The sequence below is a fragment of the Streptomyces carminius genome (assembly GCF_002794255.1).
GTDB lineage: Bacteria > Actinomycetota > Actinomycetes > Streptomycetales > Streptomycetaceae > Streptomyces > Streptomyces carminius.
In genome coordinates this window covers 1-5,347 of record NZ_PGGW01000025.1, presented here as the reverse complement: position 1 = coordinate 5,347, position 5,347 = coordinate 1, and the positions used below count along the sequence as shown (strand labels likewise).

Genomic DNA, 5,347 nt, shown 5'->3' with positions numbered 1-5,347 from the left:
TGGACCGCCGGAAACGTCCGCCTCCTGACCGAAACACAACCCTGGCCCCACACCGGCCACCCCCGCCGCATCGGCATCTCAGCCTTCGGTGCCAGCGGCACCAACGCCCACGCCATCATCGAACAACCCCCCACCCCCGAAACACCCGACACCGCCGACACACCCCCACCGGCCCACGACACCCCCGTCCCCTGGCTCCTCTCCGCCCGCACCCCCACCGCCCTGACCGAACTCGGCCGCCGCCTGCTCGACCACGTCTCCGGTGACCTGGAGGCCGATATCGCCGACCTCGGCCACGCGCTCGTCACCACACGGACCCTTCTGGAGCACCGCGCCGTGGTCGTCGGCGCCGACCGGGAGGAACTGCTCCGGGGGCTGGCGGCGCTGGCCGACGACAGGCCGTCCGAGGCCGTGGTGACCGGCAAGGCGGTGCCGGGCAGGTTGGCGTTCGCGTTCTCCGGGCAGGGCAGCCAGCGCCTCGGCATGGGAGGCGAGCTGTACCGGGAACTGCCCGCCTTCGCGGAGGCGTTCGACGAGATCTGCGGGGAGCTGGACGCGCACCTGGACGTCCCGCTGCGCGATGTCGTCCTGGCCGAGCCCGGCACGCCCGGCGCGGACCTGCTCGACAGCACCGCCTACACCCAGCCCGCCCTGTTCGCCCTCGAGACCGCGCTCGCACGGGTGCTCGGCCGGTGGGGGGTGCGGCCGGACGTGCTGGTGGGGCACTCCGTCGGGGGGATCGCCGCCGCGCACGTCGCGGGCGTGTTCTCCCTGGCCGACGCGGCCGCCCTGGTGTGTGCCCGGGGCCGCCTGATGCAGGCCCTGCCCGCCACCGGCGCGATGGTGGCGGTCAACGCTGCGGAGGACGTGGTGCGGCCGCTCCTGGCCGGGCACGAGCGCGAGGTGGGCATCGCCGCGGTCAACGGCCCCGCCTCGGTCGTGCTCTCCGGCGACGAGGATGTGGTGCTCACCCTCGCGGAGCGGCTGCGCGAGCAGGGGTGCCGTACCAAGCGGCTCACCGTCAGCCACGCCTTCCACTCGCCGCACATCGACGCGATGCTCGAGGAGTTCGGCAGGGTGGCGGCCGGGCTGACGTACGCCGCCCCCACCGTCCCGGTCGTCTCCGACGTCACCGGCGAAATCGCCGACCCGGCCGAAATCGCCGGCCCCGACTACTGGGTGCGGCACGCCCGGGCCGCCGTCCGGTTCAGGGACGCGGTACGGACGCTGGAGGGCGAAGGCGTGACCACGGCCCTGGAGATCGGCCCCGGTGACACCCTGGCCGCGCTGGTGCGGGAGAACAGCGACACGACAGCCGCGGTCCCGGCCCTGCGGCGCAGGCAGCGGGAACTCCGGTCGCTGACCGGCGCCCTCGCCCACCTGCACGTCCGCGGTCACCGTGTCGACTGGGCGGCGTTCTGCCCCAGACCCCGCTCCCGCGTCCCCCTGCCCACCTACCCGTTCGAGCACAGGCGGTTCTGGCTGGAACCGGTGCGGACGGCTGATCTCGGTGCGCTGGGCGCGGGCCCCACCGGGCACCCGCTGCTGGGCGCGGCGATCGCGCTTCCCGAATCGGGTGGCGCCGTGTTCACCAACCGCGTCTCGTTGAAGTCCCATCCCTGGATCGCCGACCACGCCGTCGCCGGTTCCGTCCTGCTCCCGGGAACCGCCCTGGTGGAGATGGCGGTCCGGGCCGGGGACGAGGTCGGGGCCGGCACCGTCGACGAGCTGGTGATCGAGGCGCCGCTGGTGCTGCCCGACGACGGCGGTCTCCAGCTGCGGGTGAGCGTGGGCGGGGAGGACGCCGACGGACTGCGGCCGCTCGCGGTCCACTCCCGCCCCGACGGCACCCCTGACGCCGGGTGGACCCGGCACGCGGCCGGTTTCCTCTCCGGCACCCGGACCGTCGGCACGGAGCTCCAGAGCTGGCCGCCCGCGGGGGCCGAGCCGGTGCCGCTGGAGGACTTCTACGAGCGTCAGGGGGAGACCGGGCTCGAACTCGGTCCGCTGTTCCGCGGGCTGCGGGCGGTGTGGACCCGGAATGACGAGACGTTCGCCGAAGCCGAGTTCCCCGGCGACGACACCGGGGGTTTCCTCCTCCACCCTGCGCTGCTGGACTCGGCTCTCCAGGCGGGCGCTGTCACGTCCGGTTCCAACGGTCAGGGGATCTCCCTGCCGTTCGCCTGGAAGTCGGTCGCCATACACGCCTTGGGGGCCACCGCGCTGCGGGTGCGGATACGCACCACCGACAGCGGCGCGCTGAGCCTGGACATCGCGGACGGCGCCGGCTCACCCGTGGCCACGGTGGGTTCCCTGGTCACCCGGCCCGCCGACACCGAGCGGATCACCGCCGCCGGCACGTCCGACGACCCGCTGTTCGAGCTGGAGTGGGTGCCGGCGGCGGTGCCCGGGAGCCCGTCGCGACCGCCCGAGCACGTCCTGGACCTCACCTCCCCGGTGGCCGGCAGCCCCTCGCAGCAGGCGCGGACGCTGACGGCCCGTGCACTCGAGGCCATTCAGGGGAGGCTGGACGAACCGGGCGGAAGCCCGCTGGTGGTGCTGACCCGGAACACCAGGCACGATCCGGCGTCGGCCGCCGTGTGGGGCCTGGTCCGCTCCGCCCAGCTCGAGCACCCCGGCGAGTTCGTGATCGCGGCCGTCGACGACGAGTCCCGCGAACTGCTGCCGGCCGCCGTCGCCACGGGCGAGCAGCAGCTGGCCCTGCTCTCCGGCGCGGCCTCGGTGCCCCGGCTGACGCGGGTCCGCCCCGTCGGGCAGGGCCGGGTGCTGGACCCGGACGGCACCGTGCTGATCACCGGAGGAACCGGCGCGCTGGGCAGGCTTCTGGCCCGCCATCTGATCACCGAGCACGGCGCCCGGCACCTGCTGCTGACGAGCCGGCATGGACCGAGCACCCCGGACGCCGCCGCACTCCACGCCGAGCTCACCGCGCTCGGCGCCGCGGTGACGGTCGCCTCCTGCGACGTCTCCGACCGGCAGGCCGTGGCGAAACTGCTGGCGACGGTCCCCGCCGAGCACCCTCTCACCTCCGTCGTCCACACCGCGGCGGTGCTCGACGACGGCGTGGTCTCGGCCCTGACGCCGGGCCGGATGGACACGGTGCTCGCGGCGAAGGCCGACGGCGCCTGGTACCTGCACGAACTCACCCGGGGCGCGGACCTGGCCTCCTTCGTACTGTTCTCCTCGGCGGCCGGCACGCTCGGCAGCGCCGGCCAGGGCAACTACGCCGCCGCCAACGCCTTCCTCGACGGTCTCGCCGCCTACCGGCGCAGCCTCGGTCTGCCGGCTGTCTCCCTGGCGTGGGGCCTGTGGGAACAGGCCAGCGAGATGACCAGGGTCCTGCGCGACACCGGGCGGGGTCCTCTCGGAGGGTACGTGCGCCCGCTCCCGTCGGAGCGGGGACTGGCACTGTTCGACACGGCGGTGCGTTCCGGGACCGCGTCGCTCCTTCCGGCGAGGTTCGACGTCGCCGCCCTGAGACGGCTGGAGAACGTGCCTGCGGTCCTGCACGGCCTGGTCCCGCGCACACGTCCCGCGGCGCGGCCGGAGCAGGAGCCCGCGGAGGGCTTCGCCCGGAGCCTGGAGCGGCTGGCCCCGCAGCAGCGGCTCCACCGGCTGGTCGGTCTCGTCCGTGCGCACGCCGCGGACGCGCTCGGCCACCTGGACGCGGACGCGATCGACCACGAGCGGTCCTTCAAGGAGATGGGCTTCGACTCGCTCTCCGCCGTCGACCTGCGCAACCGGATCGCCACGGCGACCGGGGTCCGGCTGCCGGCCACGCTGGTCTTCGACCATCCGACCCCTGCCGTGGTCGCCCGGCGGCTGCACGACCTGCTGTTCCCGGAGCCGGTGGACACGGGAGAGGTCGACGGCCTCCGCGAGCAGCGACTGCGCCGGGTACTGGCTTCCGTGCCGCTGGGCCGGCTGCGGGACCTCGGCGTCCTCTCCCCGCTGCTCGAACTCGCGGACCGGTTCGAGGCGCCGACGTCCCCCGTCCCCACGGCCGGTGAGGCGGAAGGCGAGAGCGACATCTCCGGCATGAGCGTGGAGAGCCTGGTCGCCAGGGCCCTGGACGAGAGCGGCCGCTGACGGTCGCCCGACGATTCGGAGGAGAGCATGAACACTCACGACAGCACGGTCGTCGAGGCCCTGCGCGCATCCCTGCTCAAGAACGAGCGCCTGCAGCGGGAAATCGCGGAGGTCAGCGGCAGGGCCACCGCGCCGATCGCGATCGTGGGCATGGCGTGCCGGCTGCCCGGCGGCATCGCCTCCCCCGAGGACCTGTGGACGTTCGTGGACCAGGGCCTCGACGGGATCACCCCCTTCCCCACGGACCGCGGCTGGGACGTCGACGGCCTCTACGACCCCGACCCGGACGCCCCCGGCAAGAGCTACGTCCGCGAGGGCGGCTTCCTGCACGACGCCGGCGACTTCGACGCCAGGTTCTTCGGCATCTCCCCGCGTGAGGCGCTGGCGATGGACCCGCAGCAGCGGTTGTTCCTGGAGACCTCGTGGGAGGTCTTCGAACGCGCGGGCATCGACCCGACCTCCCTGCACGGCAGCAGGACCGGGGTGTTCGCCGGAGTCATGTACCACGACTACGGCACCGATCTGGCCCACGCGCCCGCAGAGATCGAGGGGTTCCAGGGCGCGGGCGTCGCCGGCAGTCTCGTCTCGGGCCGGGTGTCTTACACGTTCGGGTTCGAGGGTCCGGCGGTGACGGTGGACACCGCGTGCTCGTCGTCACTGGTGGCGCTGCACCTGGCCGTGCAGTCGCTGCGGTCGGGCGAGTCCGACCTGGCACTGGCCGGCGGCGTCGCGGTCATGCCGCGACCGAACACGTTCATCGAGTTCTCCCGGCAGCGGGGGCTGGCCGCGGACGGCCGGTGCAAGGCCTTCGCCGCCGCCGCCGACGGCACCGGCTGGTCCGAAGGCATGTCCCTGCTCCTGCTGGAACGCCTCTCCGACGCCCGCCGCAACGGCCACACCGTCCTGGCCGTGGTGCGGGGCAGCGCGGTGAACTCCGACGGCGCCTCCAACGGCCTGACCGCCCCCAACGGCCCCTCCCAACAACGCGTCATCCACCAAGCCCTGGCCAACGCCAACCTCACCACCACCGACATCGACGCCGTCGAAGCCCACGGCACCGGCACCACCCTGGGCGACCCCATCGAAGCCCAAGCCCTGATCAACACCTACGGCCAACACCGCAACCCCGACCACCCCCTCTGGCTGGGCTCACTCAAATCCAACATCGGCCACACCCAAGCCGCCGCCGGCATCGCCGGCGTCATCAAATCCGTCCTCGCCATCCACCACGCCACCC

Annotated in this window: 2 protein-coding genes; both read left to right on the top strand. The window is 73.6% G+C overall.

Features of this window, described 5'->3' with window-relative positions:
* Window positions 1-4,110, top strand: a 4,110-nt coding sequence (locus tag CUT44_RS08600; protein WP_100201586.1) for a type I polyketide synthase, incomplete at its 5' end; no start/stop codon positions are given.
* A gap of 60 nt (window positions 4,111-4,170) precedes the next feature.
* Window positions 4,171-5,347 (top strand): type I polyketide synthase (locus CUT44_RS08595; RefSeq protein ID WP_408646726.1); only part of this gene is annotated, 1,177 nt, incomplete at its 3' end.